Origin of the sequence: Cyclobacterium plantarum (genome assembly GCF_011290685.1) — a bacterium.
Lineage (GTDB): Bacteria > Bacteroidota > Bacteroidia > Cytophagales > Cyclobacteriaceae > Cyclobacterium > Cyclobacterium plantarum.
The window spans coordinates 67,333-81,491 of record NZ_JAANYN010000003.1 but is presented as its reverse complement, the minus strand read 5'-3'; the positions used below and the strand labels follow the sequence as shown (position 1 = coordinate 81,491).

Annotated in this window: 10 protein-coding genes; 3 read left to right on the top strand and 7 right to left on the bottom strand. The window is 42.3% G+C overall.

Translation table 11 applies throughout. The annotated features are described in order from the left end of the window. Positions 1 to 253 precede the first annotated feature (253 nt). Positions 254 to 2,029 carry a sodium:solute symporter family protein gene (locus tag G9Q97_RS08345; RefSeq protein ID WP_166145521.1) on the top strand — a complete coding sequence of 592 codons (1,776 nt, stop codon included), beginning with the start codon at positions 254 to 256 and terminating at the stop codon, positions 2,027 to 2,029. Positions 2,030 to 2,144: 115 nt separating this feature from the next. Next, positions 2,145 to 2,561: a Fur family transcriptional regulator gene (locus tag G9Q97_RS08340; RefSeq protein WP_166145518.1), complete on the top strand. Its 417-nt coding sequence runs from the start codon at positions 2,145 to 2,147 to the stop codon at positions 2,559 to 2,561. Between the two features lie 4 nt (positions 2,562 to 2,565). Here G9Q97_RS08340 and G9Q97_RS08335 read toward each other — a convergent pair whose 3' ends face one another. Then, on the bottom strand, positions 2,566 to 2,793 hold the full coding sequence (locus tag G9Q97_RS08335) for a hypothetical protein (protein WP_166146469.1): 228 nt from the start codon (positions 2,791 to 2,793) through the stop codon (positions 2,566 to 2,568). 170 nt (positions 2,794 to 2,963) lie between these two features. Here G9Q97_RS08335 and G9Q97_RS08330 point away from each other — a divergent pair, with 170 nt between their 5' ends. Next, positions 2,964 to 3,437, top strand: a complete 474-nt coding sequence (locus G9Q97_RS08330; protein WP_166145515.1) for a YcxB family protein — start codon at positions 2,964 to 2,966, stop codon at positions 3,435 to 3,437. Positions 3,438 to 3,515: 78 nt separating this feature from the next. On the opposite strand, the gene G9Q97_RS08325 is transcribed toward G9Q97_RS08330, so the two are convergent. The 6 genes from G9Q97_RS08325 to G9Q97_RS08300 form a co-directional block, all read right to left on the bottom strand. Beyond that, positions 3,516 to 4,436: a hydroxypyruvate isomerase family protein gene (locus G9Q97_RS08325; RefSeq protein WP_166145512.1), complete on the bottom strand. Its 921-nt coding sequence runs from the start codon at positions 4,434 to 4,436 to the stop codon at positions 3,516 to 3,518. 5 nt (positions 4,437 to 4,441) lie between these two features. Next, on the bottom strand, positions 4,442 to 5,761 hold the full coding sequence (locus G9Q97_RS08320; RefSeq protein WP_166145509.1) for a Gfo/Idh/MocA family protein: 1,320 nt from the start codon (positions 5,759 to 5,761) through the stop codon (positions 4,442 to 4,444). Positions 5,762 to 5,780: 19 nt separating this feature from the next. After that, positions 5,781 to 6,761 (bottom strand): formylglycine-generating enzyme family protein, encoded by a 981-nt coding sequence (locus G9Q97_RS08315; protein WP_166145506.1) that lies wholly within the window; start codon positions 6,759 to 6,761, stop codon positions 5,781 to 5,783. A gap of 384 nt (positions 6,762 to 7,145) precedes the next feature. Beyond that, the gene (gene uvrA / locus G9Q97_RS08310) at positions 7,146 to 9,974 is read right to left on the bottom strand and encodes an excinuclease ABC subunit UvrA (RefSeq protein WP_166145503.1); all 2,829 of its coding nucleotides are present in this window, start codon (positions 9,972 to 9,974) and stop codon (positions 7,146 to 7,148) included. An 87-nt stretch (positions 9,975 to 10,061) separates the two neighbouring features. Further along, the gene (locus tag G9Q97_RS08305) at positions 10,062 to 12,179 is read right to left on the bottom strand and encodes a PA14 domain-containing protein (protein ID WP_166145500.1); all 2,118 of its coding nucleotides are present in this window, start codon (positions 12,177 to 12,179) and stop codon (positions 10,062 to 10,064) included. A gap of 281 nt (positions 12,180 to 12,460) precedes the next feature. Continuing rightward, positions 12,461 to 14,044, bottom strand: a complete 1,584-nt coding sequence (locus tag G9Q97_RS08300) for an ATP-dependent DNA helicase (RefSeq protein ID WP_166145497.1) — start codon at positions 14,042 to 14,044, stop codon at positions 12,461 to 12,463. Positions 14,045 to 14,159 lie beyond the last annotated feature (115 nt).

Here is a 14,159-nt window from a genome sequence, read left to right as displayed (position 1 = left end):
TTAATAAGGGATGAGAATGGTAAAATTACAATACTTTTAAATATATATAATTGAAAGGCTTTATATTTACCAACAGGGAACAAAAGCATCTCCGGAAATGGACCTGGAAATATTGCAGGTCAAATTTTATCTGAATTATTTAAAATAATTAAAAATGTTTTATTTATTTGGGAAAATTTTCCTAAAACTTAAAAGGAATATTTTCAAGAAAACACCCGGCAACATATAAATTACATATTAACCTAGTTTAACCATGCATATTTCGATTATCGATTGGGTCATCATCGTTCTATTTTTTGTCGTTTCCTTGTTGATTGGTGTCATTGCCTCCAGAACTGCGGGAAAAAACGCAAAAGAATTTTTCCTTTCGGGTAGAAACATGCCCTGGTGGCTTTTGGGTGTCAGCATGGTAGCGACCACATTTTCCGCAGATACGCCAAATTTAGTCACCGATATTGTCCGAAAGAACGGTGTTTCCGGAAACTGGGTATGGTGGGCCTTTTTGTTAACGGGAATGTTAACGGTGTTTGTTTATGCCAAATTATGGAGACGCTCCGAAGTTACCACCGATTTGGAATTTTATGAACTGAGGTATGGAGGAAAGGGAGCCGCCTTTCTCAGGGCATTCAGGGCAGTCTACCTGGGCGTATTTTTCAATGTAGTAATCATGGCTACTGTTTCACTTGCGGCCATAAAAATTTTCGGGGTGATGTTGGGATTAAGCTCCTGGGAAACCCTGCTGATCGTTTCGGTAGTTACGGTTTTTTACAGTTCTTTGGGAGGATTAAAAGGTGTACTATTAACTGATTTTTTTCAATTTTTCTTTGCCATGGCAGGTGCTTTTGGTGCCGCCATATATGTGGTAGGCCTACCTGAAATCGGTGGTCTGAACAATCTACTTACCCATCCCAATGTGGTTGGAAAATTAAATATTATTCCGGATTTCAGTGACTGGAATTTATTGATTCCCCTGTTTATCATGCCGCTGGCTGTACAGTGGTGGGCCACCTGGTACCCCGGCGCAGAGCCTGGGGGAGGGGGATACATTGCCCAAAGAATGTTATCTGCAAAAAATGAAAAGAATGCTATTGGTGCAACCCTTTTGTTTAACATCACCCATTATGCCATAAGACCCTGGCCCTGGATTATCATTGCCTTATCATCCCTGGTTTTATTCCCGCAGTTGAGTGACATGCAGGAAGCTTTTCCAAACATTGAAGAAGGAAAATTAGGAGATGACCTTGCCTATTCAGCCATGCTGACCTTTTTGCCTTCTGGCCTGGCAGGCGTTGTACTCGCTTCTTTGATTGCCGCAGTGATGTCTACCCTTTCTACTCACCTTAACTGGGGCTCTTCTTATGTTGTAAATGATTTTTACTCCCGATTTATCAAGCCTCAGGCTTCCGATAAAGAATTGGTAGCGGTAGGAAGGATCTCCACTGTTGGTTTAATGGTATTGGCCGCATTATTGGCTACTGTACTTTCCAATGCGTTGGAAGCATTTAATATATTACTACAGATCGGAGCAGGAACAGGACTTATATTTATTCTTCGGTGGTTTTGGTGGAGAATCAATGCTTACACGGAAATTTCGGCAATGATTGTTTCCTTTATTGTCGCCATTTATTTTGAATCCATTCACAATAAACTCGGCTTTTGGCCCATTCCTGATGAAATGGCTTACCTTAAACTGGTATTTGGGGTATCATTGACCACCCTTACCTGGGTAGCTGTCACCCTGTTGACAAAACCAGAAGACGATAAGGTCCTCCTCAGTTTCTACCGTAAAGTTAGACCTGCCTCCTGGGGTTGGAAAAAACTATTGGCCAAATACCCGGATGAGAAAGAAGAAGTAGGTCAGCTGCCTATGGAAATCGGACTTATGTTGATTGCTTCGATCATGGTATATGCTGCCCTATTTGCCGCAGGATTCTGGATTTATGGTCAGGTAATCGCAGCATCCACAGCCACGTTAATAGCCATTATTGGCGGTTTCCTTGTATTTAGAGGATGGAAAAAAATGAGATAAAGGTCCAAGCAGGGCTGTTGATCAAAAGAAACGGGAATTATTCTTTGAAAAAAAGAGTTAAACAAAGAAATTGGCCCGCAAATGGACCTGATTTAATCGCAATAAACCTGATGTGATGGCAGTTAATACAGCTGATATTTTAAAGGAAAGTAATTTAAGGGTTACCAGTTGTAGAAGAGACGTCTTAAAAACATTTTTGGGAAGACAGGTGGCCTTATCCCATTCCGATCTGGAAGATGCCCTGAAAGAAAACTTTGACAGGGTCACCATATACAGAACCTTGAAGACTTTTTTAGAGAACGACCTGATTCACAAAGTGCTCGATGACACTGGTGCTGCAAAATATGCCCTATGCCATCATAGTGCCGAAGAACCGCACCATGATCATGAGCATGTTCACTTTAAGTGTGAGATATGTGGAAACACCAATTGCCTGGAAGAAATATCCTTACCTAAAATTGAACTTCCAAAAGGGTATTTACCCAAGGAAATGAGCTTATTGATACAGGGGACGTGTAAAAATTGCAGTTAAAATATCAAAGGGTTACCGGTTTTTTAGATTTGTCCTGATCTTCCCCGGGCCAGACGATACCCGGTGGCAAATCTATTTTAGGAGGTGTGAGGTCTTCTACTCCTCCATCACCGTCATCATCGTTGTTGTTCCTATTTCTTTTAATTTTAGCTTTTGTCAGGGTAGCCACAAAGTAAATCAAGACCACGTAGGCTACTCCACACAATATTAAATCGATTACCAGGCTACTCATCATTCCGAAAGATTTGAATCAAATTACAATATAATTTTTAATAAATCAACAAGTTAACCTTAAGATTGGGAGCTTTGTTAGAAAAAAATAAAATTCCCAAGGGAAACAAAATAAACTTGCTATCTAAAGGATTAGATAAGATATTTGCCCATCAAAATGAAAACTGAATAATGATTGTCAAAACAAAAAAATATAAGCTCGAAACCGGAACCTATATCAAACAGGGATTAAAAAATATTTTAAAAGAACAATGGTGGGTAGCCCTTATTGCCGTTGCAATTGCGTGCGGTTATTTTTGGATTGCCTCCTGGTGGTGGATCAGCATGGCATTGCTGGCATATGCCCTTTATTGGCTTTTCTGGGTAATACAGTTTGCAGGAGTGACCCAGATGGAGCAAAATAAGGTCATGTTTGAAAAGCTTTCCTACGAAATTGACAGCCGGCAGGTAATGATGAAAATCAATTCAAAACAAGGAATGCCCATAAAATGGGAAATGGTCAAGGATGCTCAGGTAAAAAAAGATGCGTATATTCTAGTATTATCCAAGGCCCAGTTTATTCACTTGCCTTTTAAAATCTTCAACAGCCCGAACGAAATAAAATTTGTGGAAACCATCTTAAAAAGAAAAGGCTTTTTAGATTAAAGCTTCCCCTGCACTAATAATAAAAGAGGGAAAGGCTATCGGTGCCTTTCCCTTTTTGTATTTTAAAAATTGAACCTATCAAAGAAAACTATCTGCTTTTCTATAGGCTTCAATCACGGCCATTTCTCCTTCAATACCAGGGTTGGCATTTCCGTGCTCCATACCACAAACACCTTTGAACCCCTTCTCATAAATGTATTTGAATACATTCTGGTAATTGATTTCTCCAGTACCCGGCTCCTTTCTTCCCGGGTTATCGCCAATCTGTATGTAGGCGATTTCCTCCCAGCACATGTCCATTAAGGTAATCAAATGCCCTTCATTTTTTTGCTGGTGGTATATGTCATAAAGGATTTTGCAGCTCGGGCTATTGACCCCTTTACAGATCATGTAAGTTTGGGGAGAATACCTCAAAAACAGGTTTGGGGTATCACTCAGGGGCTCCAATACCATGGTCAGTCCATGTGGTTCAAGAATTTCAGCCCCTTTTCTCAGTGCCTCTATGACATTGGCAGTCTGTATGTCCAATGGTAAGTCTCTCTGGTAATCTCCCGGAACGACAGTGGTCCATTTGGCATTCACCCTTTTGGCTACCTCTACGGCCCTTCTGCAGCCATCCAGGAAAATGTCCACATGCTCTTGATTGCCGGCTGCCAGGGTGTTGGCCCCGTTTCCACCTTTGTCCAATACAAAAACACCCATGGTCATGCCCAGCCTGGACATGTGGTTGGCAATTTTTTCCTGCATTTCCGGCGTCCTTCTCATCATGCCATTGTCTTCCAGGCTACGGAAGCCCCTTTCATGCATGAAAGTAATCTGATCCAAAAGATCCTCACCAGCATGATGTTTGAACATCCCAAAGTGAGGGGCATAGTCGAGATTAAAGGTTTCATCTGCCTTTACCTGTAAAGGCTGTCCGGCCTGAATACCACTTACTCCTGCAAAACCAGCTGCTGCTGTACCCAGGGAAACATTCCTGATAAATTTTCTTCTTTCCATAAAACTTATACTACTTTGGTTTTTCCTGGTACGGCAAAAGCATAATATCCTTCTTCATTGGGCACCACCTTTGGCATGGCATCCCAGGCAAGGCGTTCCGGCATCAGGCTGATATCTGAATTGATGGCTTCATCCCAGGTGATCACCTTACCGGAGTAGGTCGCATTTCTACCCAGCAGGGAGGTCATGGTACTTTTAGCCGCATTTTCGGCATCTGCAAATTTGTATTCTCCTTTTACAATGGCCGCAAATAATTTATCATGCTCTACCTGATAGGGATTGGCGTTGTTTTCACCATCATGCTCGTACAAGCTATTTCCTTTGTAATCGCTCAATCTTCCGGTATGTCCGGCATTCATGTAAGCTCTTCCCTTTGTACCCTGGAACCCTTCGTCGACCCTGTTGGTGGCGCCGGGAAAATGACGGCATTCGCTATGGATGACGGTGCCGTCTTCGTAGGTAAATAGCACCACATGGTGGTCAAATATCTCTCCGTGGTCTTTGCCTCTGCGCACCGTTCTTCCGCCAGTTCCTTCCGCTTTGACAGGGTAACCATTCTTCACCCAGTTGGCCACATCAATGTTATGCACATGCTGTTCGGTAATGTGGTCACCACAAAGCCAGTTGAAATAATACCAGTTTCTCATCTGATACTCCATCTCGGTTTGTCCGGGTTGCCGCTCTCTTACCCAGACCCCGCCATCATTCCAGAAAACCTGGCCTCCAATGATATCGCCTATAGCCCCATCATGGATACGGTCAATGGTCTGTATGTAATTGTCCTGGTAATGCCTTTGCAAACCGACCACCACATTCAATTTCTTTTCCCTGGCTATTTCCGCAGCTGCCAATACCCTGCGTATGCCCACTGCATCTGTGGCAACCGGCTTTTCCATGAATATTTGCTTTTCCTGTCTTACCGCCTCTTCAAAATGATCCGGGCGGAATCCGGGAGGAGTGGCAATAAGGACCACATCTGCCGCCTCGATGGCTTTCTTGTATCCATCAAAACCAACCAGTTTCATCTCCTCGGGCACGACCACCTTGTCCTTGCCATACTTTTTAAAGATGCGCTCGTAACTTTGGTCCAGTCGGTCCTTAAAAGCATCTGCCATGGCCACCAGTTTGATATTGTGTCCCGTTTCAAAGGCTTGAAAAACAGCGCCTGTTCCTCTGCCGCCACATCCAATGACGGCAATTTTAATGGCATCCTCACCGGCAGCATAAGCTCCCGGAAGGGAAAAAGGACTAAGCATTGCTCCACCTGTAATGAGGGCAGAAGTTTTAAGGAAATCCCTTCTCTGGTTATTCTTGATAATTTTCATATTATTTTGAGTTAGGTAATTAATAATCTTCCATCGGCGTAGTGCCGTAATATTTTTCTATCTCTTCGGGGCTGGGAGGGTTGAGCGGCCGTACCACCCGCATTCCCAAAAACGGTGCTTCCGGAAACCACCACTGGCTTTTGGGGATTTGTGGATCAATCCGCTTCCATTCAGGCGTGCTGGCAAAACGCTTGCTGCTACGCAACATGTCCGCCTCACTTTTGTAACTGCCCCCACGTATAACTTTGGGGTATAGCTCCTCTGATTCAAAGGAGGGATTCACTGATTTGTTTCCCCTTTTTTGGTAAGCATCTGCATGATAATGATCCTGTGTCCACTCATTCACATTTCCCAGAATATCATACAAGCCCCAGGGGTTCGGTTCTTTCTGACCTACTTTATGCGTGGTGCCATCGCTATTGGCCGCATACCAGGCATACTTTTCAAGTTCTCCAGGATCATCTCCGAAAAAATACTTCGTTTCTGATCCCGCCTTTGCAGCATACTCCCATTCGGCCTCAGTTGGTAACCGGTAAAATTCACCCGTTTTGAGGTAAAGCCACCTGCAAAATTGAATTGCGCCATATTGGGTCATGGCTATGGCTGGTTTGTTCTCCTTACCCATCCCAAAAGTCATGTCCAGATAGGGTATGGAAGGTCTGCTCAACCCATCCACTTCCGGATTTAAGGGCCCTTCACTGATCGATGCTTCAAATCCCTTATCCAAAAACAATTCGAATAAATCCCAGGTAACTTCATGTGAAGCCATCCAAAAAGGGGCTATCTCAACTTCATATACAGGTTGCTCATCCGATTCTCCGCCATTACTCCCCATTTTAAAAGTACCCTCAGGTATTGGGACCATATCAAATGACAATCCAGTGCCAGGAATTTTTTGTTGATAAGGGTCAAAAGTTCGCTCTGACTGATAAGCACTGAATAATAGCAATGCCAAACATGATGCCCCTAAGACACCCGTTGCTTTTAAGGTTTTAAACATGAACTAAATTAAAGAATTGCTTGTATTGATTATTATAAACTTTTCCCTGACTTTACATCAGGTTGGGAATTTACTGTTAATTTTTAATAATTGAAAGCACAATCATAAAGATGGCGATAACCCAATATTTACGGTTCAGTTCCAGTAAGTGATTTTCTATCAGTTATATATTAATAAACGCAAAGCAATATCTTTATAAAGCACAGTTTTTTGGGGACCAGGACCTGATCCATTTGTGAGTTTTACCGGCAACCTTATGTGTAAAGTGCTCGGAATCTTTAAAATTATAGCTTATTCTTGAAGCCATTTCACCGATAAAAATCCAATAATAAGAAAAGAACTTTAGATCAGGTGCCCAGCCCTATTTCAGGGTCTATATAATCCCTAAGCAGAGCCGTTTTTCTTCAACTCCCTGAGGAATTCCCCTGTAAAATTTCCTTTTTGGTGAATTAATTCTTCAGGGATGCCCTCAAAGGTTACCTTTCCTCCTTTTTCTCCTCCTTCGGGTCCAAGATCAATGACCCAATCGGCTGCACTGATCACCTCCGTGTTGTGTTCGATTATAAGTACGGTATGCCCCTGATCGATCAAGGCATTGATGGAATGCAAAAGTTTTCTAATATCGTGAAAATGAAGTCCTGTAGTCGGCTCATCGAAAATAAACAAAATATTATCCTTCGCCCGGGTATCATTTTTACCTAAAAATGAGGCTAATTTTACACGTTGCGCTTCGCCTCCACTGAGGGTATTGGAGGATTGTCCAAGGCCTATATATCCAAGACCGACCTCCTGAAGGGGCTTGAGCTTTTGGATAACTCCATTGATGCCCACAAAAAACTCCATCGCTTCATCAATGGTCATGGCCAACACATCAGCAATATTTTTTTCATTGTACCTGACATCGAGGATTTCATTCTTAAATCTTTTCCCTTTACACGATTCACAGGTAAGGTAAATATCGGCCATAAATTGCATTTCAATTTTTTGGGTGCCTTCTCCCTGGCAGGCTTCACACCTGCCACCATCTACATTAAAGCTGAAAAAAGCTGGCTTATAAGCCCTTTGCCGCGAAAGGGGTAGGTCAGCAAATAAGGCCCGAATGCCATCATAGGCCTTTACATAGGTCACCGGATTGGATCGTGATGATTTGCCAATTGGGTTTTGATCCACAAACTCCACACGATTTATCAGCCGGTAATCTCCGTCCAGCTTTTCCAGTTTTCCTGACTCATCCGATACGCTCCCCAATATTTTACCTAAGGCCGGGTAGAGCACTTTCTTGACCAGGGTGGATTTTCCCGAGCCACTGACACCGGTGACAACTGTTAGCACACCGAGAGGAATTTTCACGGTAATGTTTTTCAGATTATTTTCTTTTGCCCCTTTGACCAAAATATATTTGTCCCATTTCCGGTTTTCCTTTTTCAGGCTTATAGACTCCTGACCATTAATATATTTGGCCGTATAGGTTTTGCCATCGCGTAACAATTCCTCAAGGCTACCCTGAAAAACAAGCTCCCCACCATGAATGCCTGCATCCGGACCTATATCAATCACCTGATCGGCCGATCTGATTATTTTTTCCTCATGTTCTACTACGATGACCGTATTTCCCAGATCCCGAAGGGTTTTCAGCACTTCTATCAGGCGCATGGTATCTCTGGGGTGGAGACCTATGCTTGGCTCATCCAAAATATACATGGAACCCACCAAAGCACTTCCCAATGAGGTGGCCAACTTGATCCGTTGAAACTCTCCCCCGGACAGGGAGGCTGTAAGTCTGTTTAAGGTAAGATATCCCAAACCTACCTGATCAAGGTATTCCAGCCTGTTAATGATTTCTTTTAATAACCTTTGTGCTACTTTCTCCTCAGCGGGAGTAAGGTTGATGTTTTGGAAAAAGGTTAAAGCTTTTTCCAAAGGAAGCAAGACCATGTCGGTAATGGACTTGCCATCAATCTTTACATAGGAAGCATCTCTCCTGATCCTAGTTCCCTTGCAATCCGGACAGGTAGTTCTGCCCCTGAACCTGGACAGCATTACCCGGTATTGAATTTTGTGAAGTTTGCTTTCTATAAAAGCAAAAAAGTCATCGATACCTTTAAAATAAGAATTACCCGTCCATAATACCTCTTTTTCCTCCTCATTCAAATCTTCAAATGGTCTGTGAATGGGAAAATCAAACCGAATGCCGTTCTTCAACAATGGTTCCAGCCACTTTTTGGTAGTTTCCCCTCTCCAGGGTGCAATGGCACCTTCAAAAACAGAAAGGGTTTTATCAGGAATTACCAGATCGGGATCAATGCCCAAAACAGAACCAAACCCTTCACATGTCCTGCAGGCACCATATGGATTATTAAAGCTAAAAAAATTAACAGACGGCAATTCAAACCTGATTCCATCCAATTCAAACTTATCACTAAAGGTTCTTTTTGCTTTTTCGGGAACCACGATGGTACAGGCCCCGTGTCCCTCAAAGAATGCGGTCTGAACACTATCTGCAATCCTGAATTGATTGTCTTCGTCTTCAATTATAACTGAAACCCTGTCTATCAGGATCTCATAACTTCCCTGGGGAAAATCCTTTCTTTCCAGAATATCTTCTACAAAATAAGCTTGTCCATCTATCAATATTCTGGTATAGCCCTTTTGAAGTAGTATTTCCAATTCCTTCTCCTTATCTCTTCCTTCATTAAAATGCAGGGGACAACTGATCATGACTTTTTCGCCCTCCCCAAAACTGTGGATAAAATCGACCACATCTGTAACAGTATGGTGTTTAACCTCCTCTCCGCTAACAGGCGAATAGGTTCTGCCAATCCTGCTGAACAGGAGTTTCAGGTAATCATACACTTCGGTAGTAGTGCCTACAGTGGATCTCGGATTTTTGGTGTTTACACTTTGTTGAATGGCTATGGCTGGGGAAACCCCTTTGATGTATTCCACCTCTGGCTTTTCCATGCGCCCTAAAAATTGTCTGGCGTAAGAACTCAGGCTTTCTACGTACATCCGCTGCCCTTCGGCAAATAAGGTATCAAAGGCCAGGGAAGATTTTCCCGATCCAGATAAACCGGTAACCACCACGAGCTTATTTCTGGGAATGGCAATGCTCAGGTTTTTAAGATTGTTTACCCGGGCATTCTTAATGATAATAAAGGATTTTGGATCCAGTTTTTCCAGTTCGGTTGTATTCTCGGTATGCTTTGTCCCCATAACTTGCAAAGATACCAACCCAACCCTAGAAATGATAAATTGTTATTGAAAAATAAGGCCCCGATTACGCCTCCATGATTCTGCCGGTCAGCGCTTCATTATTTTATGGGCTATTCTTTCTTTATCCGTTTCAAGAATTAGCAAATAGTGGGCACTTGGATAATCTCTCATATCAATCCGGTACCTGCCTTCGCCAATTTGCTCTATTTTTGCTATTGTATTGATCCGCTGATCCTGACTGCTGAGCCTCACTCTGAGAATTTTTGCCTCAGAATCAAAATGTATGAAATCCATGGTGGGATTTGGAAAAGGTAGCGGCTTCTTTTTCAGAAAATGATTTTCTATTCTGATCACATCAGAATAAACAAATGTTCCATCCAAATCCACCTGTCTGAGTCTGTAAAATACTTGTTTGTCTGCCACGGAACCGTCCTCGGCCTGATAGGCCAGTAATGAATTGCTTTGACCAGCAGCAGGAACGGTAGTTGGCAAGGCTTCCCATTCGTGCCCATTCAAGGATTTTTCTATCACAAAATGACTGGTGTTTTTCTCCTGAACCGTGGTCCAATTCAGGCAATTCCTTTCCCCACATGCTTGTCCTGAAAAATCTCCCCACTGTAATGGCAGGACCAAACTTTCCAGGTCATAATTAAAATTTATGGCATTACCGCCTGTCGCTTCATAATACTCCATTACTATATCCAAGGTCTCAACACCTGCCGGAACGTCGTACTGTGCTGTATAGGTTTTGGCAGTACTGCCACCTGATTCCCATTGTCCGGAAACCAGCCAGGTAACTCCCCCATCTACACTTAAGCGAAATCCATCATCGACTTTTACACTAAAACTCAATGTCCCTGGCTCCACGCCCAACCGCATTTTATACCTGATCGAAAACCTGTCTGAAAGAAAAGGACAACCGTAATCGGGACTAAAGGTTACCGGGGACAAACCATTGTAGTCAAAATTCTGATTGAAGATTTCCTCTTCAACCATTCTTCCTAGGTAATCCTGCGGATCGAAATTTTTCTTTCCGGAATAAATGTGGCCAATCCATTCGTCGATGCCATATTCATTTTGGTCCAAATCATCTATCACACTTATGTTAACTTCCAGAATATTTGAGGCAAAGGAATTGACCAGTGTATTTCCTTCTATGTCTACTGCGGTATTCTGCGCTTTTCTTCTATAGTACCGCGTTCCTGTCCAATTATTGTCCGGGTCATTTTCATCATACCGAGGTACGTCATAGGTCAGGCCGGTAGCACCTGAAATATCGTTCCAATCTCCTTCATCAGGATTGGGAAGTGAGGTAAACTGCCATTGGTATTCTGGATCTGTGCCTTCAGCAAAAACCGCGGGTCCCAGTGATTCGAATGGTTCCGGATCGGGAGCAATGCCACAATAAGAGCGTATACCTTCGGAATTTCCAGGATTGGCAACCTCACCCGGACCAAAATACAATTCAAAACTAAAACTCAACCGGTTATTTCCTGCCTTCTCATAATAGTGTAAATCCATCCAAATTGATTCTCCACCTTCAAAGGGAACGTAATAATTTCTGATATTTTGGTTGTATACGTAGTTATAAAGGCCATCACTTCCATTTTTGAACCAATTGTTATGCTCGACAGGGTCTCCGTTAACGTCCTCAGTTAAATCAGAAGCTTTTCCATTTTCAAACATTCTGAAAAAAGATCCGTCATCACTTCCTATCTGTACCTTATATATACCAGGCTCATCAATCGTCTTTTTACTCCTTAAAATCACTCCAAAATTGGATAGTTGGGTATCGCAGCCTCCGGCCACTGTCTGACTAGTTCCCGTAGGAAAAAAATCGCTATCCCTGCTGAACCCGTCTACACTATAATCCGAAAACCTGGTATCAAAATTAAGCCCGGAAGTGGAAAGAAAATGATTATTATCTCTGAGTAAATATCCTTTGAAAGTAGGATCAGCACCAGAATTACCCGTAAAATTCTTATTCCAATCCCAATTTTCATGAGGATTGAAATCCGGAGATATTTGAAAAACATAGCCATCCCAGTTATCTGCAGGCCTAACCCAGTATTTCATGAAATTATCAGGTACAGAATCCTCACAGGCCAATTGGGCAAAACCCGTTCCTATGGCACTAAACCAAATGCCCAAAGTGATAAGAATCCCGCATATTGGAAATTCCTTTTGCTGTTTAATTACTCTCAAAGCCCCTCCTGTTTTAAAAATAAAAATAATTGAAAAGCGTTTTTGATGCTGTTAAATACAAATTTATATATTTAAAAATTGTATTCCAAATAGAAATGAAAAAAATTATAAGCCAATCAACTGAAAATCAATGTGCATTCACCTACAATCATGCCAGGGCTTGAACAGGGAGTACCGGATTTTGAGCCAGGTATTGAGGTAGCTTAGTTAAGGCAAGCTTGATCGATAAAGACAGTAAAAAATCGCTCGGGATTGGCCGTTGGTTCAGGCTTGAATGGATACTAGCGTCTTTTCTGTCTTTCCTCCAGCCAGGGCTTTACCACTAGAAACTGTTTCCATTTGGCATAAGCGGTGATGTCATGAATTTTTTGTACGGCTTCAAAAATGGCTTTTGCCTTTTCAAAATCTCCCTTAATATACGCATCCATGGCATAAGGAAGGGATGCCAAAGCCCTTTGCAATTTTAACTCCTCCTCAATCTCTGCTTCTTCATGCCGCTGCAGGCTGAAATTCACACTATCCTGGCTCACCTTTACACTTTGCATCCCTATTGGAGATTTCAAAACCAAGCCCTCCAAATCGGTACAACGGCTGAGTGCGACATATACCTGCCCTGCTTCAAAAGACCTTCCTATGTCTACAATACATTTGTCAAATGTCAGGCCCTGGCTCTTGTGTACCGTAATGGCCCAGGCTAGTTTTAAGGGAAATTGAGTGAACTTTCCGATTACCTCGGAGTCCACTTTCTCTTCCTTTTCATTATAGCGGAAATCAACATTCTCCCAAACCTCTCTCTCTACCTCATAAAAAGCGCCATTGTTTGCTTCAACCGTGATTTTGTTGGTTTCCAACTCCACTACTTTTCCTATCATGCCATTGTAATAATTCTTTTCGGTATTGTTGCGCATAAAAATCACCTGAGCACCCACCTTCAAGGTAAGGTCAATGGGATCAAAAGGGGCCATAGCGGGAGGGAAATCATCTTCAATGCTGGCCTTATAATCTTTGGAAGGAGTCTGTAATAATTGCAGTTTCTGTTGGTTGATTTGTAATATGGAATTATTGTGGGTTCCCAACAAAATATAACCGCGGTCTAAAAGGTCAAAATGATAGTCTTTTGCCCTATCATTTAGAAAACGAATGTCCTCATAGGTATGGCGACTTTCCCTGATCCTGTTCAAAAGATCTTTGAAGGTTCCATCTTTTTGCCTGTAAATTTTTTGGAGGGCAATATGGTAAGGACTGAGTTGTCTGAAAGCATAAGAACTAAAGAAAAACCGGGTTTCATAGTGATTGGAAAGGATGGACCAGTCCCCATCCCGCACCACCGGTGGTAACTGAAAAGGGTCACCAATCAATATTAGCTGAACCCCTCCAAAAGGCAGGTGCATTTTTTTACGAAATACCCGAAGAATCTGATCAAGGATATCCAATATTTCTACCCTAACCATGGAAATTTCATCAATCACCAAAATATCCAGGCTTCTGATCACTCTCCTTCTGCTGGCAGAATACTTGAAGGTATCAAAAATAGATTCCCTGGTTCCTTTAGCTTTGGGTTGCAACCTTGGATCACCTGGCAAAAATAACTGTCGGGGATTAATTTGGAAAAAACTATGGATGGTCTTCCCCCTCGCATTTATCGCCGCCACTCCTGTTGGAGCGACAACGGCCATATTTTTTGTGGCATTTAATTTCCTTAAAGTATGCAAAAAGGTGGTTTTCCCTGTTCCTGCCCTGCCGGTAAGAAATAGCGATTTTTGGGTGTACAAGGCAATTTCCAAAGCCTGAATGAATGGCTCATTGGCCATGTCCAAACCTTTGGATTCAAACTCTTGCCTGAAAAATGACTTTAAAAAATTCATGATTACCTTAATTTTATTGATTTCCCGGATAAAATTATAAATTAATCTGCTGCTTTCGCATATATTGTAGATTATTACAAAATTAAGTGCCTTCACAACCGATTAAATCATTTAT